At 45.5% G+C, this 24,139-nt stretch carries 22 protein-coding genes; 10 read left to right on the plus strand and 12 right to left on the minus strand.

Annotation, left to right across the window (positions count from 1 at the left end; all coding sequences use genetic code 11):
* Positions 1–89 precede the first annotated feature (89 nt).
* The 3 genes from EYQ95_RS09955 to rph all read right to left on the minus strand — a co-directional run bounded on the left by EYQ95_RS09955 (position 90) and on the right by rph (position 2,088).
* Positions 90–539 carry a DUF3015 family protein gene (locus EYQ95_RS09955; protein WP_165924708.1) on the minus strand — a complete coding sequence of 150 codons (450 nt, stop codon included), beginning with the start codon at positions 537–539 and terminating at the stop codon, positions 90–92.
* 191 nt (positions 540–730) lie between these two features.
* The gene (pyrE, locus tag EYQ95_RS09960) at positions 731–1,375 is read right to left on the minus strand and encodes an orotate phosphoribosyltransferase (RefSeq protein ID WP_111915888.1); all 645 of its coding nucleotides are present in this window, start codon (positions 1,373–1,375) and stop codon (positions 731–733) included.
* The gene (gene rph, locus EYQ95_RS09965; protein ID WP_111915887.1) at positions 1,372–2,088 is read right to left on the minus strand and encodes a ribonuclease PH; all 717 of its coding nucleotides are present in this window, start codon (positions 2,086–2,088) and stop codon (positions 1,372–1,374) included. The genes pyrE and rph overlap by 4 nt, the downstream gene beginning before the upstream one ends.
* 182 nt (positions 2,089–2,270) lie before the next feature.
* Here rph and EYQ95_RS09970 point away from each other — a divergent pair, with 182 nt between their 5' ends.
* Together EYQ95_RS09970 and EYQ95_RS09975 are read left to right on the plus strand one after the other, a co-directional pair.
* The gene (locus EYQ95_RS09970) at positions 2,271–3,134 is read left to right on the plus strand and encodes a YicC/YloC family endoribonuclease (RefSeq protein ID WP_111915886.1); all 864 of its coding nucleotides are present in this window, start codon (positions 2,271–2,273) and stop codon (positions 3,132–3,134) included.
* Between the two features lie 204 nt (positions 3,135–3,338).
* On the plus strand, positions 3,339–6,455 hold the full coding sequence (locus tag EYQ95_RS09975) for a DUF3427 domain-containing protein (protein WP_111915885.1): 3,117 nt from the start codon (positions 3,339–3,341) through the stop codon (positions 6,453–6,455).
* A gap of 22 nt (positions 6,456–6,477) precedes the next feature.
* On the opposite strand, the gene EYQ95_RS09980 is transcribed toward EYQ95_RS09975, so the two are convergent.
* Entirely contained in the window at positions 6,478–8,160 is a 1,683-nt protein-coding gene (locus EYQ95_RS09980; protein WP_111915999.1) for a class I SAM-dependent methyltransferase, read from the minus strand.
* A gap of 137 nt (positions 8,161–8,297) precedes the next feature.
* Here EYQ95_RS09980 and EYQ95_RS09985 point away from each other — a divergent pair, with 137 nt between their 5' ends.
* Positions 8,298–8,561, plus strand: coding sequence for a hypothetical protein (locus tag EYQ95_RS09985; RefSeq protein ID WP_111915998.1), 264 nt, complete (start codon positions 8,298–8,300; stop codon positions 8,559–8,561).
* Positions 8,562–8,570: 9 nt separating this feature from the next.
* On the plus strand, positions 8,571–8,867 hold the full coding sequence (locus EYQ95_RS09990) for a hypothetical protein (RefSeq protein WP_111915884.1): 297 nt from the start codon (positions 8,571–8,573) through the stop codon (positions 8,865–8,867).
* A 28-nt stretch (positions 8,868–8,895) separates the two neighbouring features.
* Here the strand turns inward: EYQ95_RS09990 and EYQ95_RS09995 are convergent, their stop codons facing one another.
* The 3 genes from EYQ95_RS09995 to EYQ95_RS10005 form a co-directional block, all read right to left on the minus strand.
* Positions 8,896–9,969 carry an RNA polymerase sigma factor gene (locus EYQ95_RS09995; RefSeq protein ID WP_111915883.1) on the minus strand — a complete coding sequence of 358 codons (1,074 nt, stop codon included), beginning with the start codon at positions 9,967–9,969 and terminating at the stop codon, positions 8,896–8,898.
* Entirely contained in the window at positions 9,962–10,873 is a 912-nt protein-coding gene (locus tag EYQ95_RS10000; RefSeq protein WP_111915882.1) for an alpha/beta fold hydrolase, read from the minus strand. The genes EYQ95_RS09995 and EYQ95_RS10000 overlap by 8 nt, the downstream gene beginning before the upstream one ends.
* An 81-nt stretch (positions 10,874–10,954) precedes the next feature.
* Complete coding sequence (locus tag EYQ95_RS10005) at positions 10,955–11,413, minus strand: helix-turn-helix domain-containing protein (RefSeq protein WP_111915881.1); 459 nt, start codon at positions 11,411–11,413, stop codon at positions 10,955–10,957.
* 132 nt (positions 11,414–11,545) lie between these two features.
* On the opposite strand from EYQ95_RS10005, the gene EYQ95_RS10010 reads away from it, so the two are divergent.
* Entirely contained in the window at positions 11,546–12,193 is a 648-nt protein-coding gene (locus EYQ95_RS10010; protein ID WP_111915880.1) for a cation transporter, read from the plus strand.
* On the opposite strand, the gene EYQ95_RS10015 is transcribed toward EYQ95_RS10010, so the two are convergent.
* Positions 12,190–12,606, minus strand: coding sequence for a hypothetical protein (locus tag EYQ95_RS10015; protein WP_111915879.1), 417 nt, complete (start codon positions 12,604–12,606; stop codon positions 12,190–12,192). The genes EYQ95_RS10010 and EYQ95_RS10015 overlap by 4 nt on opposite strands.
* Before the next feature lie 257 nt (positions 12,607–12,863).
* Here EYQ95_RS10015 and EYQ95_RS10020 point away from each other — a divergent pair, with 257 nt between their 5' ends.
* The 4 genes from EYQ95_RS10020 to yjjJ all read left to right on the plus strand — a co-directional run bounded on the left by EYQ95_RS10020 (position 12,864) and on the right by yjjJ (position 17,644).
* The gene (locus EYQ95_RS10020; RefSeq protein ID WP_111915878.1) at positions 12,864–14,987 is read left to right on the plus strand and encodes a diguanylate cyclase; all 2,124 of its coding nucleotides are present in this window, start codon (positions 12,864–12,866) and stop codon (positions 14,985–14,987) included.
* 32 nt (positions 14,988–15,019) lie between these two features.
* A complete protein-coding gene (locus EYQ95_RS10025) occupies positions 15,020–15,964 on the plus strand; it encodes an NAD-dependent epimerase/dehydratase family protein (protein ID WP_111915877.1) in 945 nt (314 codons plus the stop codon).
* Complete coding sequence (locus tag EYQ95_RS10030; RefSeq protein ID WP_111915876.1) at positions 15,954–16,148, plus strand: CPXCG motif-containing cysteine-rich protein; 195 nt, start codon at positions 15,954–15,956, stop codon at positions 16,146–16,148. Before EYQ95_RS10025 ends, EYQ95_RS10030 begins: the two co-directional genes overlap by 11 nt.
* Positions 16,149–16,282: 134 nt before the next feature.
* Positions 16,283–17,644 carry a type II toxin-antitoxin system HipA family toxin YjjJ gene (gene yjjJ / locus EYQ95_RS10035; RefSeq protein ID WP_111915875.1) on the plus strand — a complete coding sequence of 454 codons (1,362 nt, stop codon included), beginning with the start codon at positions 16,283–16,285 and terminating at the stop codon, positions 17,642–17,644.
* Here yjjJ and EYQ95_RS10040 read toward each other — a convergent pair.
* Genes EYQ95_RS10040 through EYQ95_RS10050 form a run of 3 tightly spaced genes read right to left on the minus strand, consistent with a single transcriptional unit; the run spans position 17,641 to position 20,764 of the window.
* Positions 17,641–18,519: an alpha/beta hydrolase gene (locus EYQ95_RS10040; protein WP_111915874.1), complete on the minus strand. Its 879-nt coding sequence runs from the start codon at positions 18,517–18,519 to the stop codon at positions 17,641–17,643. The genes yjjJ and EYQ95_RS10040 overlap by 4 nt on opposite strands.
* Entirely contained in the window at positions 18,516–19,301 is a 786-nt protein-coding gene (locus EYQ95_RS10045) for an SDR family oxidoreductase (RefSeq protein WP_111915873.1), read from the minus strand. The genes EYQ95_RS10040 and EYQ95_RS10045 overlap by 4 nt, the downstream gene beginning before the upstream one ends.
* Before the next feature lie 8 nt (positions 19,302–19,309).
* Positions 19,310–20,764, minus strand: a complete 1,455-nt coding sequence (locus EYQ95_RS10050) for an NAD(P)/FAD-dependent oxidoreductase (protein ID WP_243618964.1) — start codon at positions 20,762–20,764, stop codon at positions 19,310–19,312.
* 168 nt (positions 20,765–20,932) lie between these two features.
* On the opposite strand from EYQ95_RS10050, the gene EYQ95_RS10055 reads away from it, so the two are divergent.
* Complete coding sequence (locus EYQ95_RS10055) at positions 20,933–22,843, plus strand: methyl-accepting chemotaxis protein (protein ID WP_111915872.1); 1,911 nt, start codon at positions 20,933–20,935, stop codon at positions 22,841–22,843.
* Here EYQ95_RS10055 and EYQ95_RS10060 read toward each other — a convergent pair.
* The gene (locus EYQ95_RS10060) at positions 22,840–24,123 is read right to left on the minus strand and encodes a diguanylate cyclase (RefSeq protein WP_111915871.1); all 1,284 of its coding nucleotides are present in this window, start codon (positions 24,121–24,123) and stop codon (positions 22,840–22,842) included. The two genes, EYQ95_RS10055 and EYQ95_RS10060, sit on opposite strands and share 4 nt — an antisense overlap.
* Between the last annotated feature and the right edge of the window lie 16 nt (positions 24,124–24,139).

A 24,139-nucleotide genomic window follows, 5' to 3' on the forward strand; every position in this document is an offset into this window, starting at 1 on the left:
AGTACTTCCGAATAGAGTTAGGTTGATCAAAAACGGCGAAGAAAACTTCGCCGTTGTTTCTTAGTTCTTCATTTTGTTCAAAGAAGAAATTATGCGCAGCCTGCTGCTACTGTTTGTAAGCTGCTGTAGTAGCTGTACGCTTTCTCTTCGTGAGACATTTCAGTGTAGTTGCTAGAGCTAGCTACTTCAGCAAGGTCTGCGCGAAGTGCGCCAACAGTTTCTTCAGTTGCATTACAACCTACAAGGTTAAGCGCAGCTGTTAAGTGCTCGCCAGAACCTTGAGCAGTTTCCATCGCTAGCTGGTCATAAGAGCTGTCGATAAGAAGTGCTACGTCTACAATTGAAGTTCCGCACTGCTCTGGAGTTACAGTTGCAGAAGTTACAGCTGTTGTACCTAAATCCCAAATAATGTTCGAGATTGCAGCAGCAACGCCGTTCTCAGGGAAAATCATTGCGCCAATACCGCAATGTTGCCATGGGTTCACTTCCAGGCCTTGCGCTTCAGCTGTTTGAGGAGTTGCCATTAGGCCCGCAGACATTACGCCAGCAGCTACGAGTAGAGATAATTTTTTCATCACAAATCCTTCTTCATACATATTTGTTGTTATTGCTTTCCATGAAACAGTTTCGGTTTTTAAGTGCTTGAGCTGTTAGAAATACAACCGAGCCCGAAACGTCCAAATTTCATATTATGGAATGTTGGGTCGGCTGTAAATCGTTTCGAAAAAATTTACTCAATACCGTACTGGGCACGGTATGCACGAACCTTCTCAAGCATTTCTTCTTGACCAGGTTGTTCCGACAAGTATTCAACCAAATCGTTAAGCGTAACTATGGCGATTACTTTGGCGTCATAGTCGCGCTCTACTTCTTGAATAGCGCTGAGCTCGCCTTTGCCTTTTTCTTGGCGATCAAGGGCAATAAGCACGCCACCCAAGCTTGCGCCTGCCGCCTGAACGATGTCCATCGACTCGCGAATGGCTGTACCTGCGGTAATGACGTCGTCGACCAACATAATGCGGCCTTCAAGAGCTGCGCCAACCAAGTTACCGCCTTCACCGTGGTCTTTCTTCTCTTTACGGTTGAAGCAATAAGGCACGTCGCGGTTGTGGTGCTCAAACAAGCTAACGGCTGTGGTTGTAGCAATTGGAATACCTTTGTACGCCGGGCCAAATAGCACGTCGAACTCAATACCTGAATCTTGCAGCGCAGCGGCGTAGTAACGACCTAGTTTGGCTAAGTCGGCACCCGTGTTAAACAAACCGGCATTAAAAAAGTAAGGGCTTTTACGACCACTTTTTAAGGTGAATTCGCCAAACTTCAGTACACCTTTGCCTAAAGCAAATTCGATAAATTCGCGTTGGTATGCCTTCATCCGTTTAGCGCCTCTTTCTGAATATCGTTTAATTCACGAATGGCGTGCTTAGCAAGCTCTACCATGGCGTTCATTTCGTCGAAGCTAAACGGTTCGCCTTCAGCCGTACCCTGAATTTCAATCACTTTACCCGTGTCGGTCATCACTACATTCATGTCGGTTTCGGCAGCAGAGTCTTCTGGGTAGTCTAAATCGGCAACCGGTTCACCGTTGTAAATACCCACAGAAATAGCCGCAACCATAGACTTCAACGGGTTGGTTTTAATTAAGCCTTTCTTGCGCATATGGTTAATGGCGTCGACCATAGCCACACAAGCACCCGTAATAGACGCCGTGCGCGTACCACCGTCGGCTTGAATCACGTCGCAGTCTACCGTAATCGAGTTCTCGCCCAGCGCGCTAAGGTCTACCGCCGCACGTAATGAACGTGCGATAAGGCGCTGAATTTCCATAGTACGACCACCTTGCTTGCCACGCGCAGCTTCGCGGTCTGAACGGGTGTGCGTAGCACGCGGCAACATGCCGTATTCCGCAGTAACCCAACCTTGGCCTTTACCTTTCAAAAAACGAGGAACACTTTCCTGTACGCTGGCGTTACATAAAACCTTGGTGTCGCCAAACTCAATAAGCACACTACCTTCGGCATGGCGCGTGTAGTTGCGGGTGATCGTTACAGGGCGAATTTGATTGCTGGTACGGCCGCTTGGACGCATAGAAGAACTCCTCGTTAAAAGTGGGCTGGCATGCGGTGTATAACGCGCAAGCAAGCAGGCAAAAGGAATATTGTGGTTGCGAATTATAGCACGGACTCAAGGCTTATTTCGACGAGAAACCCAATACCAAGAAAAGTGATATACTGCGCGGAAATTGAATGCGAATGAATAGGGTAAAACGCATGATCTACAGCATGACCGCGTATGCGCGCGAAGAAATTAAAGGCGATTGGGGCACAGCAGTTTGGGAACTACGTTCAGTAAACCAAAGGTTTCTAGAAACTTACTTCCGACTTCCAGAACAATTCCGCGCCTTAGAAATTCCACTTCGCGACCGTTTAAGAAAGAAACTGCAACGCGGCAAAGTAGAATGTAACTTACGCTTTACCCCAGGCGCAGGCAAAGACACCTCGCTTAACGTGAACGAAGACATGGCAATAGCCGTACTTCGCAGCGCAGAATGGATACAAGAAAAAGGCGCAACCGCCTCCATCGACCCACTCGACGTACTCAGATGGCCAGGCGTACTCAGCAGCGAAGAAGCCGACATGGACAGCCTACAAGCCGAATTACTACAAGGCTTTGAAAAGGCACTCAGCAGCTTTATCGACCACCGCGCCCGCGAAGGCAGCAACATGCGCAGCCTTATTGAAGAACGCCTACGCGACATTCGCAGCAACGTCACCAAAGTGCGCGAACACATGCCAGAAATCATCAAATGGCAGCGCGAACGCATAGCCACCAAATTTGAAGAAGCAAAAATAGACCTCGACGCCGAACGCGTGGAACAAGAAATGGTACTACTCGCACAAAAAGTCGACGTAGCCGAAGAACTCGACCGCCTCGACAGCCACATTAAAGAAACCCTCAACACCCTTGAAAAAGGCGGCGCCTGCGGCCGACGCCTCGACTTCATGATGCAAGAGTTCAACCGCGAAGCCAATACGCTTGGTTCGAAAAGCATTCACACCGACATTACCGCCGCCGCTGTGGAGATGAAGGTGCTGATTGAGCAGATGCGGGAGCAGATTCAGAATATTGAGTGATTTTAAAGAGATTAATTTTTCAATGAATACTGTTAATTGAAATAAAAAATGCATTTGTAAAGGCTCCAAGTGGAGCCTTTGTTGTTTCTAGACGTCGGAATCTAAAAAATCAGAAGTATCAGTACTTACCAAATATTCAACGACTTGTTGTTTTGGCTCAATCCTGGCAACTTTGACTCTATGTTAAGCAAAGGATGACACAATATGAAGGAAGGCTTTTACGAGTTACTTCATTCAGAGGATACGCAACGACTTGTTGAAGAGTCTGGGTTGGAAGAGATCAGTGAAGCGCTAGAGCTTGCGCAGAGTGCGCGCCATCTTGCGGAGGTCGCGACTGAAGAGTTGTCGATTGTGCTTGCCAGTATTGGAGAAGAACGCGGGAATACTGATGAGCGACTGCGACGTCAAATTGAAGTTTTGAATGACGTAATTGTTCATGCCAGAAAGCTTTCTAATCTGGAAAAATCAGTAGTTTATCAAAATCCACCTAAAGTCTTGAGAGCCCTACATCATCCTCTCGAAGACGTTAAGTTACCCCAAGTAGGATTGGCGCAGCCGTGGCTATTTACTTCAGGGAAGGATTCTCCTGCTCTATTTCATGAGCTTCAAGCTGAACTCTCTAACTGTAAACACGTTGATATTTTGATGAGTTTCATAACTGTTTCTGGTGTTAGAAAAATTATCGATCTTCTGCGCGAGATAACTGCAACGGATGCACAACAATCCTCGAGAACGAGTTTAAGAATAATCACGACTACGTATATCGGAGCCACCGACTTAAAAGCGGTTGATATGTTGGCTAATCTACCGAACACACAAGTGAGAGTATCATTAGATGGGCGACGTAATCGCTTGCATGCGAAGGCGTGGATCTTTGAAAGAGATACCGGTTTTGGTTCAGCCTATGTGGGTAGTGCGAATCTATCCGGTGCTGCATTAATGGGCGGATTAGAGTGGACTGTAAAGTTCACTGAAAAGGGACAAAACCACCTTTTCAAAAGGGCAAAGGCCCATTTTGAGACACTTTGGCAAGACGAAGAGTTTCAAGCTTACGACCCGAACAACGAAGTCCATAAAAATGAGTTACATCAGGCATTAGCTCGCGAACGAGGCGCAAAAGATTACGGTGATAATGTCATCACAACATTCTTTGAGATAGAACCAAAACCTTTTCAACAAGTAATTTTAGACCAGCTCTCGAATGAGCGATCACATGGACGAAATAGGAATTTATTAGTAGCTGCCACCGGAACGGGTAAAACGGTTATGGCGGCTCTCGATTACAAAAGAATAGCCAAGCAGCTGGGTGGGAAGCCTAGGTTGTTATTTGTCGCTCACCGGAAAGAGATCCTGACTCAGTCACTCCAAACTTTTCGCCACGTTCTCCGTGATCAAAATTTTGGTGACTACCTTGTTGGTGGCCATCAACCAGCCTCTTTCCATCACTTGTTTGCGACTGTTCAGAGTATAAATAGTCAAGGCTTGATTGACCGCTTTGGCGGAGATTACTGGAATATCGTGGTTATTGATGAGTGTCATCATATTGAAGCAAAATCATTTAAAAGGCTTTTAGATGTTTTGAATCCCCATATTCTATTGGGTCTTACGGCAACTCCTGAAAGAGCTGATGGGCAAAACATTCTGCAACACTTTGATTCTAGACCGGATGGAACCCCATCGGCGCAACTTCGATTATGGCATGCTTTAGAACAGCAATTGTTAGCACCTTTTGAATATTATGCTTGTGCTGACGGTGTAGATTATTCTGGTGTGAATTGGAGATCAGCCAATGAGGCTGCTCAGCTTGAAAAACTGCTAACTGGAGAAATGAGTCGCGCCAAAGCGGTCGTAAGAGCATGGCAGGAATACGTGAACGACATAAAGTTATGTAGGGCATTGGCATTCTGTGTTTCGATCGCCCATGCGGAGTTTATGACTAATTTTTTCAATGAGAATGGAATAAAAGCGTTATTAGTTACGGGCCAAACTTCCGCTAAAGACCGTGCTGCAATTCCTAAGCTTTTAGAAGCCAAGGAAATAAATATTGTTGTAACGGTCGACTTATACAACGAAGGGGTTGATCTACCCTTTGTAGATACTCTGTTACTTTTAAGACCGACACAGAGCGCCACGCTTTTTCAACAGCAGTTAGGTCGTGGGCTAAGACTCTACGATGGGAAAGAAAGCTGTTTAGTTTTGGACTTCGTGGGTCAATATTCAAATGATTTTAGGTTTGATGTGCTTTACAGCTCTATAACCGGTTTATCTAAGCGAGAAATTCTAAAAGGTGTAGAAAATGGATTTGGAAACCTCCCTCCTGGATGCTATTTACAGATGCAAAAACAAGCCCGGGAGCAAATCCTTACAAATTTAAGGGAGGCGGTGAACCTCAACTGGCAAAGGCTTAAAACTGAGCTTGTAAGCTATCAAGTAAGACATTCAGATGATTCGCTGAGCTTAACAAAATTTGTTCAAGAGCAGGCGTTAAGTTTACCTGAAATATATCGCGAAAATGGTGCCTCTGGCTGGACTAGATTAAAACGCGACGCACAGCTTCTGGAGGGAGAACCTGCAGAATTAGAGACAAAATTAAACAGACGCTTTAAGGATCTTTGCCATATTGATGACCCGGATTACATTGATGTGATCCGTTCGATAGGTAATAGAGCCTTAAAAAACGACGAGATGTCACAAAGAAGAGCCCTTATGGTGGCATACCAGGTTTGTGGCGGCTCCAGTGTGCAAACCGTATCAAATTTATTGAATGACTTAGTCAACACTCCGGAACTTTTGGACGAATTGATTGAGTTATCTGACGCATTGGACTCCGCGACTAACGAATACTTCCAGCCTTTGCCAGCTATAGAGTCTTCCGGCTTAAAGCTACATAGTGCATATAAAATACGTGAAATCATGACAGCCGTTGGACATCATACCGAAACGAAATTTGCAGCAGTAAGAGAAGGTGTTTGGCGTGATCAGAACAAAAAATTAGAGCTTCTTTTCGTAACCCTTGATAAGCAAAATGCTCTACATGAAGGAGTTGCGTACGACGACTACGCAATTAGTCGAGAGTTGTTTCACTGGCAAACTCAAAATGCAGCTGCTCCTCACACTACGGCAGGCAAGCGTTACCTTCAAAGCGATAGTAATGGTTGGAAGTTTCAGCTCTTTGTTCGTGTGAACAAAAATTCACCTTACAGAGCCTGTGGGCCTGTAGAGCTTGTCAAAAGTGAAGGTTCTCGACCGATGAACATCACTTGGAAATTAACACATCCTTTGTCTGCGAAATTATTTCAAGAATATTCAGTTGTGAGGTAAAGAAGCGTCAATAAATCAGGACTCACCAATCAGCAAGTTGCTGTGTCTGCTTGATTCTATCCCGTTGCATGAGCATGGCTTCAAATATATCACCAGTATTTCGGTTATTTGGCTGCAAGTTCGGTAAAGCGAAGTTGGCTTGTGTGAAAAACTCTTCTTTGTTGTCTTTCCACGCTGAATCCCACCACGAAACGATGTACTTCTGAGATTCTTTCATGCGTTGTCTGGTGGGTAATTTATCGGACTTTTCATTGTTTAACTTTGCTTGTGCGGGTAATAGGTTCCACAAATCGTTGTTGGGCCATCGTGCAAATGGGAAGGCGTGGTCGATAGCGTATTGAACTCTAGCTAAGTCTTTGCCGGACCAACAACACTGGACGCTAGTATCAGAAAGAAGCTGCGCGACTCTTTGTCGAATTCGACCGGTGTTCCTCTCTGGATTCTCCCAATTTAGCGCGTTTAAATAATCGGTTTTATGTAGACCCCGCTCTTTGTTTCGGGGGTAGCTCTCCATTAAACGAGCCCATTCATTGACGAGAGCCGGTTCTATCCAAACACTAAACCGAGACAGAACCTCCCAAAAATCGGCGGGCACTTCGAACTGACCAAGTGACTTCAGGTAGTTAAAATCTAAAAGTAGCGAGGATTTAGGTTTGGTTGTTCTACTGGTTTCAACATTGAAAATGGCTTGTTCTGTGCCCGGTAAGGTGATGTATTTTACGGGCATATTCTTGATGGTCGTTGAAATATCTTTAAGGGTTTGATGCAAACTTTCTGCTTCTTCTTGGTCGAACACGCATCGTCCAATATAGAAGTCGCTCTCATGGAAGTGTGTTAATTTTTTCCAGCCGTTTGCTTTTACGAAGCCCAATCTAGAACCCGAACCTTGTTTGAGATTCAAAGTGTCTACAAGGGGTTTGTAGAGTTTCAGCCAATATAGTGCGATAAGTCCAAGTGGAAGCTTTACAGTTGAAGGCGTCCGTTCTAGAACGGCACCCGGATGACCCTCTGCAATCCTCAGCAAAGTGCGCAATAACGCAACTTTGTAGGTGGATGACTTGTGGTCGTTGATAACAATGTTTCGAATAAGTGGGAATGCTCCGGTTCCATCATCAGGGAGAGTCAGAACCACTGTTTCCCAATAAACATCATGTCTACCACTCTTATCTTGGGAAACACCCTTGCATGATAAAGAAAGTCCAAATTGTTGAGCTAAATTAGCAAGTTCATCTTTGGAAACAGGATACATTTTTCTCTCATCTGGGCTACTTCCATGGCGAAGAGAAATAACTAATTTACCGTTTGGGTTGAGCAAACTACTCAGCTTTCTAAAGCTTCGTTCTCGTGATGAGGGTGGAATATGCATCCAAATAGCGCTGAGTAAGATGAGGTCAAATTTAGCGTTGATTTGATGAACTTGCTCAAGTGCTGGAAGGCTGTCGTCCAGCCATTGGATATTAGAATTTGCCTCGTAACTTTGAGCGCGCTCGCGAATGCCGTCAGCCGGCTCTACTGCATATACGGTAAGCCCTTTACTCGCGAGGTATCGAGCATCTCTTCCAGAACCAGCTCCTACATCAAGCACAAAGCCAGACTTTGGAATTTCTTCCATCCAATCCTTGTGCACGTCTTCAAACGCTAAGCTGTCGTATTGTTCAGACAACTGTTCAGCGTTTTTAGTGTAGTAGTTGATGGTTTTAGACATTAAAGCAATCTGCTGTAAGAAGTTGGATTTCACTATAAACACTAAACTGCGTTGTTTAAAGGAGCTTTATCGTTGTAGCCGTTATCAGTTACCCTTTGCTTTTATTAAAACAACCAGAATTCATAAAAGGCCCCAAAGTGAAACTAAGCATAGAAATAAGCAAATACCCGCTAGCAGACGAATACATTAAGCCGATCTCAGGCTTCATCGACGAGCTGAACAACAAGCTTAAAGCGCATGAGGGCGTGAAAGTACTTACTAACACGTTGAGCACGCAGGTGTTTGGTGACTATGACTTGGTGATGACTGCGTTGAATGACTGCATGAAGTGGTCGTTTGAAACTTATGGCAAGGTGGTGTTTGTGGTGAAGTTCTTACCGGGCGATTTGCGGCCTGAATAAGTTGTCCTTATGAAAAAGACCGACAAGAAAACAGACAACCAAATCATTAAAGCGCTTACGGAGGTTTGCGAGCGTGCGAAGTTCGAAACCTCGGGCTTTGTTTGGCTTACCCACGCGGTTGACTACAACCGCTTTCCGCAAAGTTTGAAAGTTACGCTGGTATTTAATGACTCGGTGAGTGAAGACTTACTTTTAAGTGAGTTTAAAGCGTTAACTCCCGAGGTGCAGGCGGCGCTGGAGCCCGTTGTCGGAGCTGTGATTTCGCCCAAACAAATCGAGGCGCGCCGCGAACACTCGGTTCACTAATGGTTTACGAGCTGTTCTCGTTTTTTAACTACAACCGCCCACTCAACAAAAAACCACCAATAAGCCCGCTGAATCCGCCGCCGAGTCCACCGATGGCACCTACGTAGCACTGCCACTTCTTATTTTTGGGCATGTGTATGTGTTGGTGCACTCGGCTTTGATTGAACATGACTCCGGCGACAAGAATGCAGTAGGTAATGGTGGGCATAACCCAGCTGTCGTCGAGTGCGTAGCTTGCGAAGAATAGCCCTCCAATCACAACGAAGAACCATGCGGTTTGGTTACGAAGCTTCTTGAGTATCCCTTTCGCTTCTTGGTTGTTGGCGTACTTTTCTGCTTGTTTTGCGCCGATGAAAATTCCGGCAAGTCCGCCTACCAATCCCACGGCTGCGGTGCCGAGTAACATGAACCACTTCCCGAAACCGGTAAGGCTTGTGGTTACCGCTGTTCCCGTTGCGGCAGCTGCCGGTGGAGCCGTGAACATGGCAACGCTGCTGAGTATTGCGGTAGCGCTTAGCGAAGGTGCGGTAAGTAGTGCTGCTTTGCCTACGCGTTTGAGTAAGTCTTCGGCGAGCGTTTTACGTGCCCTCGAAAGGCGCTGTCGCACGGTTGCTGGCTCCAAGCCGAGCAGCTTGGCGACGTGCTCGGCAGACTGTTGTTCGCGATAATACAGCACCACAATATCTCGGCTCTCATCGGGTAGCTTTGCCATGGCTGCTGCGAGTATCTTCTCGCGCTGTGCTTGGTTGAGCTGTTCGTCTGGAAGAGAGTCGTCGACCAAACTTTCGAATTCAGGCTCGAGTGACTCTTGGCGACTCTGATGGTTATGTTTTTCCCGCTCTAACCATTGATAAGCACAATGGCGCGTAATTTGGCGAAGCCACGGTAAGAAGCTTTGGTTGCGCTTCAGTTGGTCGAGCTTTTGCCAGGTTTGTACATAAGCTTCTTGGGCGATGTCTTCGCTGGCGCGAACGTCGTGCACAATAGCTAGCGCAACACTACTGACTAGGTTCTGGGTACTTGCAACAATGGCGCTGAAAGCGGTTTGGTCGCCTTTGCGGGCAAGCTCTACGTTGCTGTTTAATGCTGCGAAATTAGCCATGGGTGTTACCCCCAAAACATTGTTCTTCCATGAAGTTCTGCGTTGCTTGCATAAATGCCTCGGGCTGGTCCCACATAATAAAATGATGCGCTTGGTTAAACTCTAGCAAGCTCACGTGGTCACTACCACTTACTTGTTGTTGGTACTGGTTTAAAGCCATGTCGTGCTGTGATTCGGGCAACGCACCAATGGCAGCCATTTGCAGTACGGGTGTTTGCAGGTGCGGGAGTTCTGGCCGTAAATCGGTAATCATAAGTTCATACATGGCTCGGCCTACTGTTTGCGGATCGGAGCCTTCTGCCATGCTCATAATAAGGTCTTGGCCTTCGTTAGATTGAGTTTGTCGGTCGAGACCCATTTGGGTTTGTTGCACCATCATTTCAACTGAGAGCTGTTGATATCCCTGTAGCATTTGTTCGGCATGGGGTTGTGCTTGCTCAGCAGTCATGCCCGGCGTCATGGTGACTAGCGCGGAGAAGAACGGTACACCGTCTACCGCTACTGCACAGCTTACTTGCTCGTTACCTTGAAGTGCCAACTGATACCCTAAAAACGCACCTAGGCTATGGCCGACAACCGCAGTGTTCGAACCTGTGTTTTGTTCGATGTATTGGTGTAGAGCATTTAAAACCGGCTCTGAGAATGAGTCGCGCAGTTCGGTATTCAAAGGTGTTTGCCCAAACCCTGCTATGGAAATGCGGTGCACGGTGTAACGAGACTCGAGCTGCGCTGCTGTTTCCTGCCAAACACGAGCGTCGCTCATTAGACCAGGAATAAGAATCACGTCGGGCCCATTTCCAGTTACTTGGGTTTCAATAATCGGTGTGGAGATCGAGCTCGCATGCGCGCTAGCAGCGCAAGTAAGTAACAATGAGCCAGCAATAGTTTTAAGTTTGAATTTCATAACCTGTCCTTAATGTGTTGTGGTGTTAACACTAAGGTCAGGTTGAAGCGAAAAAGTGTGACAAACTTTTTTGAAAAAACTTTAATAGAAGTCTTTTTTAGAAATTAAGCCTTTCCGCCAGCCCTGAATACCCGCCACCAAAACTACAACAATGACGCTGATGGAAATTAAATTCTTTAGGATAATAAAAGTAGTATCGCTGATGTCACCTTGCATGTGGCGATAAAAAAGAAGCGCGAAGGTCATAATGTTAATCACGCAAACGAGGACAAGACCCACGAAAAGGTTTCGGCGTTGCCTTTTCTTGTCTTTATATGCTGCGATGGCAGGCTTTTCTTGTTCCGTGGTGGAAACGGTAAGTTCTGAAGCTTCTACCTCTAGCACTGCAGCAATGCTTTTGATGGTTTCTAATGAAGCGGTGGAGGTTTTTTCTAAGCGCTGCAAGGTTCTCATGCTAATACCTGCCATTTCGGCAAGCTGAAGTTGAGACCAACATTTTTGGTTGCGATATTCTTTTATTAGCTTGGCGTTAATTTCCATCTGTTTTCTTTTTTAAGCCGCTTAGTTTGGAAATCATAGCAACTTATTTTTTCTGGAACTACCTCATACGTTCGTCGCAGAGTGCGACGGTTTGATACAATAGGAATCATAAGGTTTAAGCAAGGTATTAATATGTCAGAGTGCTGCGGCAGCGAATCATTAAAATCAGAGCAAGTTCAAATGGACAACGCACAAAAGCGGTTGCTATGGACTGTTTTGGTTTTGAATGGTGTGATGTTTTTCGTTGAGTTTATTGCTGGCTGGTTGGCTGAGTCTAGCGGGTTAATTGCCGACTCTTTAGATATGCTAGCGGACACACTTGTGTATGCAGTAAGTTTGTATGCGGTGGGGAAAGCTATTAAATACAAAGCAAATGCAGCGATTTTCAATGGCTCGTTGCAACTGGCGTTAGCAATTCTTGTGCTAGGTAATGTGCTGCAGCGTTTGATTTGGGGGAGTGACCCAAATGCTTCAACTATGTTGTGGATAGCGGGTTTAGCGCTAATTGTGAACATTGCATGTTTTTTGTTGTTGTACAGTCACCGTAATGGTGACATCAATATTCGCGCAAGCTGGATCTGCTCTCGTAATGACATGATTATGAATATTGGTGTAATTGTTTCTGCCCTGATGGTGGCAGAGCTGAGTACAGCGTGGCCTGACTTACTTATCGCCAGTGTTATCGCATTATTTGTTCTAAAGTCTGCACTGACGGTAATAAGCGACGCCCGAGCTGTAAAGTCGGGCGCTAAAACGGATATTTCGAGTTGCTGTGGTTAGTTTTCCAAAGCTAAGCGTTGTTTATAAAGGCTAAGTTTGACGGCGAGTAGTGCAATAACCCATGGTGCTGCTAACTTTAAAATAGAATGCAGCAGAGCAGCTTCAGGGTGCATAAAAATACTGAGTACACCATAGAGTGTTAATGCACCTGCAAAATACCAAACGGTTTTTGGTGCATTTGATTTTGTTTGCTTATATACCCAACTGCTCACCAAAAGCGCGAGAGCAAAGCCAATCAGGGGCTGGGCAATGGCAATAATTGAAGCAGTCGGCTCTACTGCCGGCAGCTGCGCAGGTGGAATAGTATTAAACAGCTGCATAAGTACCATAATTAAAATAGAACTCAGCAGCACCCCGCCTGCTATATAAGTAAGTACTCCAATGGTTAGCCATTTTATGTCTAAGTTTTTCATTGTAATTTCCCTTTTCGTATTCAAGTAAGTGATGTTTTTACTCATTCACATGAGCTGGCTTCACAATAGCGCTAGGCGCAGAACCGCGTGACGACACTTATAGGAAAGGCATAGGAAATGAGTATGAAACGAATGCGACAGTAATATGACAAGATGGTGCAGTAGTTGCTTTTAAGAAAGCTTTTCATTACAAATAGGATATCTATCAAAGGCTTTGCTCTGGAACAGTGCGAAACCGATTATGAAGAGTAGTGAAATTGAACACGAGTAGCGCCGCCCCTTCTAATCTTTTCTTTGCTGTAATCTACGGTTCGATAGCGGCGTTTTTTAATGCTTTCTTTCTAGTTAATTCCTATGGCGAACTCTGGTTTCACTTCGGTCAACTGTTCGTTCTTCTATGCCTGATGAGCCGAGGCTTTAAACCTGCTCTAATTGCTTGTTTGTTCTCTTCGGTAAGCCTTTGGTTAAAAACTGATAACCCTTATTTCATTTTCTTAATGTTTGCGGAGCTTATCGTTGTTTATTGGTTTTATAAGCGAGGTATGTCTCTGGTTATAGCCGACGTAATTTATTGGCTAATAGTTGGTATACCTGTTTCGTATGGCATTATGAATAGCCAATACAATTACTACCCCCAAGACTACATGTTCCTAGTGCTTCTGAAGCAGCTTTTAAATGGCCTGATTTACACTATTGCAGCCAGTCTTTTGATGGTTTTTATTCCGCTGAAATGGTGCGACTTAAGCGCTCGAAATAAGCCTATTAAACTGAGTGCTCGAATTTTTTACCTCGCAATGAACACCACTTTTCTACCAGCATTGCTCGTTGCGTTGGTGTTAACTTCAAAAACCGTAGAAACTTACGAGCGCGAGTTTGCTTCTAACCTTGAAAGCACAGCTGCGCAATTGAACAATCTGAGTGAAAGGTATTTGCGTAACCACCAGAACGTAATTAAACAGTTGGCCGAATTGCTCTCTTTCTCGGACAACCCACAGTTACTTTTAGAGGCCACGCAGAATAATTTCCCTGGCTTTATTACCATGTTAATTGCAGACGCAAGCGGAAATATTACCCATGGTACACCGAAGGAAACTTTTCAGCGGTTGCTCGATTCACCAGACCCGGTAAACCGGAATGTAGCAGACAGAGACTATTTTCGTGTGCCTTTTCAGTGGCAAGAAAGCTTCGTTTCTAATGTGTTTCAGGGGCGCGGTTTTGGCAACGACATGATTATTGCGGTGAGTAGCCCAATTATTGTGGACGGAGAAACGGTTGGGGTGGTTGAAGGTTCTTTGAACCTGCCTAGGCTGGAAGTACTGCAAGAAAGCCTAAACGAAAGCGTTAGCGAGCAATACATTGTGTTAGCAGACGCCTCGGGTCAGGTTATTCACACCTCTAGCAACTTACCGTTTACGGCTGAAGATAATTTTAATGTTACCGAGCAAGAGAACCGTTACACGGACAGCATTAAATTAACTTCGATTCAGGGAGACGAATTTTTCTACGAGATGGTAGAGAGCTCTTTTGGTTGGAAAGCTTATGTATTTTCAGACCCCGATGTGATTACCCAAGTTTTTATTAGAAACATGATTATATTGCTGATCTCACTGTTTCTGATTTCCACATTCTTCTTGGTTACGGTACGGCGCTTCGCAATGCAATTTACCTTGCCGTTAAAAAGCTTAATTGAGCAGTTCACTAATAAGAAAGACTATTTGGTGCCAGCAGATTCTTTGTTCCTTACTACCGAGGTAGAAGAAGTAGGCCAGCAGCTGCAAGAAAGTAAACGGGTCATGATGGATTTTAACCGTAAGCTGGAAGAAGAGGTGGAACAAAAAACCAAGGAACTCTCAGAGCTAAATGCGCGTTTGGCAGAGACGGTAAAAAGAGATGCACTAACAGGCTTATTTAACCGCCGTTACTTCGACGAAACAGCTCAGGTGATATACAAGTCGAACACACGTAACGAGCAACCCCTTTCGGTGGTGGGCTTAGACATCGACTTCTTTAAAAAAATTAACGACACCTACGGACATTCCAAGGGTGACGACTGCTTGAAAGTTATTGCTGAAATGCTGAAGTCGTTTTTTCACAGGGAGTCAGACCTTGTCGCCCGCTATGGTGGCGAGGAATTCGTAATGATTCTTACAGGAGGCTCATGTGAAGAGCATTTCGCGCAAATCGAGAGTTTCCGCAAGGCGCTAGAAGAAAAAGACATCCCTATTGAAGCTGGAAGCTTGAATATGACGGTGAGTATAGGCATGGTTTCGTTGCAAGACGATTTTGCACTCGACTTAGATACTGCAATGAGACTTGCCGACGAGGCGTTGTACACGAGTAAAGAAGAAGGTAGAAATCGCACTACAGTGTTCAACAAGTAATTTCGTGAACATTCAAAAGTGATGAGTAATTTATGCAAACCATTCTGGGCGCTACCGGACAAATTGGCACTGAATTAGCTCGATCGTTGCATCGAGACCATACCGACCTTATTCGCTTGGTAAGCCGCAACCCTAAACCACTACATGAAACCGATGAGTTGATCCCTGCTGACCTATTAGACGCCGAATCCACGTTGAACGCGGTGAAAGGATCAAAGGTCGTATATCTTACTGCAGGCTTGCCCATGGACACTGCGCGTTGGGTGCGGGAATGGCCGGTAATAATGACCAATGTGTTGCGTGCTTGTGAGCAAGAAAGCGCAAAGCTGGTGTTTTTCGACAACACCTACATGTACCCGCAAACCTCACTCCCACAAACTGAGGAAACTAAGTTTCAGCCTTACGGCAAAAAGGGTGAAGTGCGCGCGCAAATTACCAACCAAATGCTTGAGGCAATGTCGCAGAGCCGCATTGAGGGCATGATATGCAGAGCGCCGGAGTTTTATGGTCCGGGTAAAACACAAAGTATTACCAATGCCACTATTCTAGAGAATATTGCCGCAGGAAAGCCTGCTAAGGTTTTCGTTAGTGCAGACACCAAACGGTCACTGATTTACACGCCAGACGCCAGCAGAGCAATGGCCTTACTGGGCAACACCGCCGATGCTTTTGGTGAAACATGGCACTTGCCGTGTGACGACAACCGGTTAACTTACCGCGAGTTTATTGAGCTAGCCGGAAAAGCTTCAGGGCAATCTGCGAGCTTTAAAGTGATTAAGAAGTGGCAGTTAAAATTAGCGGGCTTGTTTAATTCGGTCATTCGAGACGCGGGTGAGCTTTTGCCTAGATATGAAACCGACAATGTATTTATGTCCGAGAAGTTCAAGAACCGTTTCCCCAAGTTTGAAGCTACGACTTTTGAGAAAGGCTTAATGGAATATTTCTCGGAGGTACGGGAGAAAAAGGATGCCTCTTAGTTATGAGTCAGAATTCTCTTGCCCCTATTGTATGGCGCCCAATATGCTCGAAATTGACGCATTAAATGACATTGAACAGTCGCAAATTGTCGACTGCCAGGTCTGTTGCCAACCTATCGAGATTACCGTTCATGAAAACATGGACGGGGATTTCGAGATTATTGCTCGCACCGATGATGAGTAGCCACCCGCCTTTATTCTATTCATTAATCTATTCACAAATCTATTCATAATGTGCTATTTTTTATCTATAAGCCTTTTAAATAGGGTGTTTGGTTATTTTGAAAGTCTATTCACAATTGCCTGCGGGATACCATTATGTCTGAGCGTGCTAGCAAAATTCTGAACATATTGAGAGCAGAACCATTAACTGCTCCTGAAATCTGTTCGCGCTTGGGAATAAGTCAACCGACTTTCAGTAGAGAGTTGAAAGTTATTAACGGTTATGTGGTAGCTGCTGGAAAAGGGCGGGCGCGGAGATATTACCGAAAGCGCGAATTAAGGCAGTTGGAAAACGAAGAGTGTCTTCCGATTTTTAGGGTTAAACAGGAGGGGCAGGTAGAGAAAATTGCAGAACTTTTTCCGGTTTTTCCTCAAGGCTGCTTTCTCGTTCAAGATTTACGGGAATATAAAAAGACGAACCAGAACTGGACTTTCTATGAATCATTACCATGGTGGCTTGCCGACATGCGGCCTCAAGGTTACTTAGGACGCGCTTTCGCAAGATATTTATGTGACGAGCAGCAGGAGCTTGTAGATGTTGATCCGAGAAACTGGGATGACGATACAGTACTCTTTGTTCTCGCTCGTTATCCGAAGGAGACCATCGGTAACCTGTTGATTGGGGAAGAAGCTTACCAAGCTTGGTTTAGCTTGCAAGAAGAACCTTCGCTAAGTGAGTTAGAGGTATATCGACGAGCTAACAGTGATGATTATTTTGGGTCTTCAGCTCAAGGTGAGCAGCCCAAGTTGCTTGCTAAAATGGAGCAAGATAAATACATCATAAAGTTCTCAGGAGAAGTGAGCCAGACTCAAGTAGAGAGTAGTGCCAACAGGTGGTCTGATTTACTGAAAGCAGAGGCTTTAGCGAGTGAAATACTCAATGAACATAGTCAGGGTATCGCTTGTGAATCTCGTGTTTTTCATGTCGAGAAAAGAACATTCTTAGCGGTTAAGCGATTCGATCGTATTGGAGAACTCGGAAGAAAGGGAGTCATTTCTCTCTCTAGTTTAGATGCTGAATTTGTCGGTAAAGGTTCGTCCTCATGGCCCGAGATAGTGCATGAATTAGCAAATCAGAAAGTCGTTACAAGACAAGCAGAATTGGATACTCAATGGGTATGGGCTTTTGGGCAGCTGATATCAAATTCTGACATGCACTTAGGTAACTTATCTGTCCTTGTTGACGAAGGAAGACCTTATCAATTAGCCCCGATATACGATATGTTGCCGATGTATTTTGCGCCCAAGGCGAATGGCGACTTGCCAAGTGAGCCAAGAGTTACTCAGATAAACTCGGTTGTGAGTAAAGAGAGTTGGCAGGTGGCGTTTGAGTTGGCCGTATCCTATTGGCAGCGTGTACTGGCTTGCGATGAGATCAGTACCCATTTTAAAGTTGTTGCAGAGCTGCAGTTGCAGCAAGTAGAAACGTTTGCTTCTGCGATAGAGCGCATGGCTTAATTTTTATTTGCACACCAATGAGCACTTACTTTCTCTAAAGCCTCAGTAGCCTCGGGTAACTGGTGGCTATGTAGCTGAAATACGTGCCACATACCTTCAAACACCTCTAGGGTGGTTTCTACCCCTGCTTTTTTGGCATTTTCATGGAGCTTCCTGGCGTCGTCGATCAGTATTTCGTCGCTGCCTACTTGAATGTGAATAGGCGGTAGCCCCGTTAGGTCGGCAAAAAGAGGTGAACATTGTGGATGATTTCTTGGCGTGTTTTGGCAGTATGCACGCGCACAAGAGTGCAATCCTTTTGGAACTAGCATCGGGTCAATTTTCGCATTGCTGCGATGACTTTCTAAGTTTACGGTTAAATCTGCCCAGGGTGAAAATAGCGTTAATAGAGCAGGCATAGGTAAGCTCTGGTTTCGCAGCTCTAACGCTAGGGCAACGGCTAACCCACCACCGGCTGAATCACCAGCAATCATAATATTTTCGGGTTTCACGCCCAGCGAAAGTAGATCGTTGTATGCCGTAAGCGCATCGTTTAGTGCCGCGGGAAATGGGTGCTCTGGTGCGAGCCGATAAAATGGCATTAAAACGGTTGCGTTGCATATGAGTGCTAGGCCGTCGACCACTTGCCTGTGCGTATTTTCATTGCCAAAAACATAACCACCGCCATGCAAATAAAGAATGGTTTTGTCGCTTGTTTTCTCGGCAGGCATGGCTTGATAAGCCGGAATGCCTTGTATAGAAAGCCGCTGGCGCGAAACACCTGGCTGCTTTTTCGTAATGAACTTTGCGCTGTTCATTAAAATTCTGCGCAACTTAAAGGGTACCCACGGGTAAAAAAGAGGTTTGATTAGGGTTTTAATCAGTGTGCGGTTCATCGTGCAAGCCACTTGTTGCTAAAACGCGCAAGCCAGTTTGGTGAGATCTTGCTCAGAAACACCGCCACTTTGGTTTGAAATCCAATTACCCAGTGTACTTTCGTGCCTTGGTACTTAGACAGTTGGAAAACCTTTGTTGCGATAGTTTCAGGGGTTATGCGAACACCTAAACGACCAATACTGTTTGCGTTCATGCCATCGACCATGGCTGTTTGAACGAAAAGCGGCATAAGGTCCATAACTTGAATGTTCTTACCTTCCCATTCGATATTTAAAGCTTCGGTAATGCCGCGCACGGCGAATTTACTGGTGGAGTAAGTAGCCAACGAAGGCTGGCCATAAATAGCACTGGCAGAACTCATATTAATCACTCTTGCTTGGCCTAGTTGTGCCGCTTGCGCTAGGTAAGGCAGTGCTAAATAACAGCCTGCAAGAACGCCTTGTACGTTCACTTGAATAACCTTTTGTTGTGCCTCTAAGCTGTTTGATTCAAAGGGGCCGGAAAGCAGAATACCTGCGTTATTGAAAAGTATATTAAGCGCGCCGCCAGTATACTTTGTGAAGTGTTCCAGCGCCTGTTGCCACGACGAGTTTTGGGTGACATCGAGTTTACCGGTAATTAAGTTGTCTGGGCGGTTGGTGTCTACTAAGAGTTTGTCGAGGCCTTCCTCGTCTAAATCATAAGCACCGACTAGCCAACCGTTCTGTAGAAACTTTAACGCTGTAGCACGCCCAATACCGGCAGCAGCTCCGCTAATAAATATGCTTTTTCTCTCTGTCATAGGTTCACTTATGATTCTTTAGTGAAGATGTAGTCTTGCGTTCTAACGCGCTTGGTTACAAGCCGATAGTAAAAGGTGAAACCGTACCAATTGACGACATTTTTTCCTTTCTCGTTCAGATACCAAGAGTTACACCCCGAAGCCCAGACCGTTTTCTTGAGCACGCCTTGTAGCTCTTCGTTATATCTGCGCTGTGTTTCTGCTTTCACATCCATGGCTAGTGCATTGTGTTTATCGAGCTTGTTTAAACAATGCAATACATAGTGCATTTGGGACTCGAGCATAAAAATAATAGAACTATGAGAAAGGTTGGTGTTCGGGCCGTAAAGCATAAACAAGTTGGGAAAACCCGACACTGAAATACCTTTGAAAGCTTCCGCGCCATCTTGCCACGCCTCGTTTAACGTTTGGCCATTTAAACCCACAATATGCATGGGAGAAAGAAGCTCTGTCGCTTTAAAGCCTGTGCCTAGTATCAATACATCAAGGTTGTGAGGTTCGCTTTCGGTGGTTTCGATGCCTGTTTGTGTAATGCGTTGTATTGGTGCAGTGGTTAGGTTTACGTGCGGTAGCTCAAAGGTGCTATACCAATTGTTGGCAAGTAGTATGCGATTGCAGCCAATTTGATAGTCGGGAATAAGTGCCTTTTGCAGCTCTGGGTTCGTTACGTCTCGACTCACCATTTTTCTCGCGCGTTGTTCACCGAATTTCAGAATTCCGCTGAAGCTAGTAAAAGCGAGTGCGCGAGCTTCGTTCTTCCAATAGATAATGGTTCTGTAGAGTTTGTCTACGCCAGGAATGTACTTGAAGCACCATTTTTGCCACTTAGTAAAAGGTTTGTCAGATTTCGGAATAACCCAAGCAGCAGAGCGCTGAAAAACAGTAACTGATTCTGCTTGTTTAGCGATTTCTGGCACAAACTGAATTGCAGAAGCCCCAGTGCCAATTACTCCAACGCGCTTGCCTGTTAAGTCGACATTGTGGTTCCAGCGCGCAGAGTGAAAGCATTCGCCTTGGAATTCATTTAAGCCTTCAATGTTGGGATAAGAAGGTTGGTTGAGCTGTCCCGTAGCCGTCACAACACAGCGCGACTCAAGCACAGTTCCGTTCGTTAACTCTACATGCCAGCAGCATTGTTGTTCTTGGTACTCTAGTTTTGCAACTTCTGCGTTGAATTGAATGTGTGGATCTAACTCAAATCGGTTTACGCAGTTTTCGATGTACTCGAAGATTTCTTGTTGCGGAGCGTAACTCCGTGACCAGTCATGCTTAGGCGCGAACGAGAAAGAATAGAGGTGCGATTGAACGTCACACGCGGCTCCAGGGTATGTATTGTCGCGCCATGTACCGCCTACTTTGTCGGCCTTTTCAAGAATTAAAAAATTATGGCGACCAGCTTCCTTGAGCTGAATCCCCATGCCTATTCCGCCGAATCCTGAACCTATAATTAGTACGTCGTACACTGAAGCCTCTTGTCGTCTTTTGGTGTCGAACTCATCTCGCTATCTGTTCACTATGTTCGCCCAGACTTTTACAGGTTGTCTACTTTTTTGTGGGTAAGGGATCTTTTAACTATATTTTTTATGAGTATGTTCGATAACTGATAGAGAACAATAAATTACAGGTGGCGTATGTTTAGGAATTTTAATATTGGGTTGCGGATAGCTGTTGGGTTTGGTGCAGTCGTTACCGTCATTATTGTGGTGATGGCACTTTTTTACATCATGAACTCGAATGCCCTTATTCGCCAAGCCGAGCAACGGGAATTGGAAAACCTATTTAATGCCGCCCGCTCGCAAATAGAAACGCGAGCTCAATTTGCCGAGGGCATGAGTGCCATAGTCGCGCTGCACCCCGACACAGCGGAAACTTTCGCCAACCGAGATCGTTCAGAACTCATTTCAGTTTATGCGCCAATGTTTGATGTGTTGAAGCAAAACTATGGTGTGGCGCAATTCCAATTTCATACTCCACCTGCTACCTCTTTCTTACGTGTTCATAATTTAGAGAAATATGACGATGATTTAACGAATCTAAGACCTACGATTGTGGCTGTAAATCGCACTAGGGAACCTGTACGAGGCTTAGATGGTGGTGTCGCTGGTATTGGTATTCGAGGCTTAACGCCTATTTTTCATCGTGGCCAACATCGAGGTTCCGTTGAATTCGGACTCAATCTTGGACAGGCTTTTGTGGACTCGTTTACTGAAGACTATGGCGCAAAAATGGCGATTCACAGTGTGCAGGGTAACCGGACGAACGTGCTGGCTACCTCCATCGGCAGTGATTCATTAGTTGCAGACGAAAACATTCTTCAAGCGTGGCGAGGAGAGCGTCAACTCGGCAGGAACGAACTCAATGGAACGCCGTATGCGACATATAGCCGAGTTATTGAGGACTTTAGTGGCAGCCCCATTGCCGTTGTAGAGATTGCAATGAGCCGTGAGTATTACGCCGCTAGTGCAGCGTCTACTCGTAATTTTGTGATTGTGCTCGCTATTATTGGTATCGCAATCGCGCTGTTTGTAGCTTCTGTGTTAGCCAAGAGTATTGTGGCACCGCTTCGCATGACGGTACAAAACCTTAATGATATCGCTGAAGGCGAGGGTGACCTGACTCAGCGTTTGAACACGGATGGTGCAGACGAGTTAAGCGATTTGGCGGAGAGTTATAACCGTTTCGTTTCTAAAATTCAGGAATTGGTTAAAGAAGTAACCGACGCAACGCTTCAGATGGCTTCCGCCACAGACCAGCTTAACCATATTGCAGGTGAAACGAAGAATGGTGTGCGCGAGCAGCGCGATGAATTGAATCAGACCGCCACTGCGGTGAACGAAATGGCAGCTTCAATTCAGGAGATTGCAAGAAATACGACAAGTGCAGCGAACAACGCAGAGCAAACTCAAGAAGCCGCGACCATGGGGAAAGACACTGTTGCTTCGTGTGTGGATAAAATTAACCAACTAGCCAGTGAAGTAGAGCAAGCTGCGCAAGGTATGACAACGCTTGAAAAGAGCTCAGAAGAAATTGCTAGCGTGCTAGAGGTTATTCGAAATATTGCCGATCAAACCAACCTACTTGCACTCAACGCTGCTATCGAATCTGCAAGAGCGGGAGAGGCTGGACGCGGGTTCGCTGTGGTTGCGGATGAAGTTAGAACCCTTGCACAAAGAACCCAGTCTTCCACCGTTGAAATAGAGCAAATTGTAGAAAGTATTTTAAGTGGTACGAAGGGGGTGAGCGATGTAATGCGCCGTAATCAAGAAAAGTCTAAAGAGGCTGTTGATGAGGGAGATAATACTATCGTTGCGCTCGAGCAAATTATGGCATCGGTTGCTTCAATTCGAGACATGAATACGCAGGTGGCGACAGCCGTAGAAGAGCAGTCTTCGGTAGCCGAAGATATCAATTCTAGTGTGACGCGCATTAATGATATTGCTGAGCGCAGTGACAACTCGGTGCAGCAAACTGTAGTTGCGAGCAATCAACTGGCCGAGACGGCAAGCACGCTGCGTAATCTTGTTGGTCGCTTTAAGGTTTAAGCTGAGCGGGAAGCGACTCTATTACGCCCTTGCTTCTTGGCTTCATAAAGCTGGCTGTCTGCTTCATGGTATATGTCGCTGAAGGGTGTTTGGGATACAGGATCTGTATATACGCCCACACTGATTGTAAGTTGAGTGTGGGTTCCTGGTTTAATTTGGACTGGGTTTTCTTGAATACATTGACGCAGTTTTTCTGCTAATTCAGTTGCGACATTCGCCTCGGTATTCGGTAGAAATAGCGCAAACTCTTCGCCACCAACTCGGGCGAGTAAGTCGGTTTTTCTCACTTCTTCAGACAATAAACGTGCAACTTGCGTTAAAGCTTCGTCTCCTGCCGGGTGTCCGTGCTCGTCGTTAATCTCTTTGAATCTATCCAAATCTAGAACGAGCATGCAGCTCGGTTCTTGTTGGTGTTTGGCTTCCACAAGCTGCTTTTCGCCCTCTTCAAAGAAGTAACGACGGTTATAGAGTCCGGTTAAGTCATCTTCAGACGATTGGCGCTTAAGCTTTTCCTGTAATGCAAAGGTTTCGGTCATGTCGGTAGAAAGGCCAATAATGACCTCTTCGCCGGTTGCGAGTGTGTGCGGCACTTTTACCGACCAGAAAATGGTGTCTTCGCCATCAGCGTTTTTCACTTTTTCTTTAAAACGTGCAGCTTTGCGGCTCTCGAATACGCGTTGGTTGTTGTCGGTAATTAACTGGTATGCCTCATCGTCGAGTAGTTTCTTAATGGACGTTCCATGGTGTCTTCCTTCTGCGATCTCAAACCGTTCTGCTAAGCGCTGATTGGCGTACCTGAGTTTATTGTCTTGGTCGATCATATAAATAGACGACTCGACGTTATTCATGACTATGTTTAAGAACTCATTCTGCTCGTGTAGCTCGCGTTCTATTCTTTTACGATCGGTGATGTCTGTAGATATACCGAACATGCCAATAATCTCACCAGAATCGTCGAAAAGCGGCTTTTTAACCGACCAATAGGTTCGAATTTCGTCACTTTCTTTCACATAATTTCGTTCTTCGCATTCCTGAACTTGGCCACTTTCCATAACTTTGCGGTCGACTTCGCGAAGTTCATTTGAAATCTCGAGATCAAAAAAGGCCTCGTCGGTTTTTCCTTGAATCTCGATGAGAGGTGCGCAGAAAAGTTCTTGTACTTTTTTGTTGGCATAAAGGTATCGGCCTTCTAAGTCTTTGATATAAATGAAGGCGCCAACATTGTCCATGACTGCGTGTAAAACCGCCTGAGAGGTCAGTTGTAAGTTCGGATCGGCCACTAAGAGCACCTATTTA

It is taken from the genome of Lysobacter sp. N42 (assembly GCF_004344885.1).